The sequence below is a fragment of the Neisseria sp. HMSC03D10 genome, from assembly GCF_001807625.1.
Classification (GTDB): Bacteria; Pseudomonadota; Gammaproteobacteria; order Burkholderiales; family Neisseriaceae; genus Neisseria; species Neisseria mucosa.
Map to the genome: position 1 here is coordinate 1 of NZ_KV789516.1, position 1,096 is coordinate 1,096.

The window sequence follows — 1,096 nt, forward strand, 5'->3', positions numbered from 1 at the left end:
CTTGTCCTGATTTAAATTTAATCCACTATAGGATGAGGTGGAATGACTGATAAACCGATGCCGAACAGCGGTTCGCAGAACGCAGGGTGCAGCAGTGGTAGCGAATCAATTTGATGGGCGCGTAAACGGCAGCGCCGGACTAGAGATTTGATGAGCAATTTCACAAGAAAACAGCGGATTCAGGTTTGTCGGGCAGGGATTTTGGTTTCAGACGACCTGTTTTTGCCAAAAATAGATGGGTTATTTAAAAAATGGCAATGGCAATTATAGCCTTAGACTAAAAATCCAAAATCCAAGCGGAAAAGTGTTGTTTTTTATCTGATTGAAAAATAAAAGGAAAATTTAAAAATTTTCTAAAATGATGTAATTTGGCAACAAAAAATCCGAGAGTATCTATTCTAAAATAAACAATTTGTAATCGGCTTGTAACTAAGACATCGGTGTCATTCTTCAAGACATCGGTGTCATTTTCAAAAATAAAAATAATTTATCAAAATAATTACATTAAAGCATTAATACCGCTATTTTCTTTACAAAAAAACTGTATAATTTATCAATTAAGGCGGTATCATGACACCTGTCGATATGGCAGACACGCCGACGACGAATACAGATGTTGTTAAATAACATTTGATTAATATGTAAAAGGATTACCCGAAATGAAAAATTTATTGACCTTGGCCGCAGCCTCTTTAATCGGTATGGCCGGTGTTACCGCTTCAGCCTCTATGGTTGCCCGCAATATCGAAACCGCTGCAAAAAAATAATTTGAAAACAAACGAAATATTTTAAACGCTTCCCAAACCCCCACAAACAACCTTCCTGCCCGCGGCGGAGCAGCTTTCGGCTTTCAACCGATTCCGGCATCAGATGCCGACACAAGCGCGAACCGCAGACCGCCCAGTTCGGCGGCGGGAACAAAAGAAAGAGAGATGACCATGAAAAACTTAATTAAATTGGCAGCCGCCTCCCTGATTGGCATGTCCGGTCTGACCGCCAGCGCGATGACCGCCGCCAAAAACATCGCCGAAGCCGGCAAATAATCAGCCGACCCGACGATATATTGGATTAACAAAAATCAGGACAAGGCGACGAA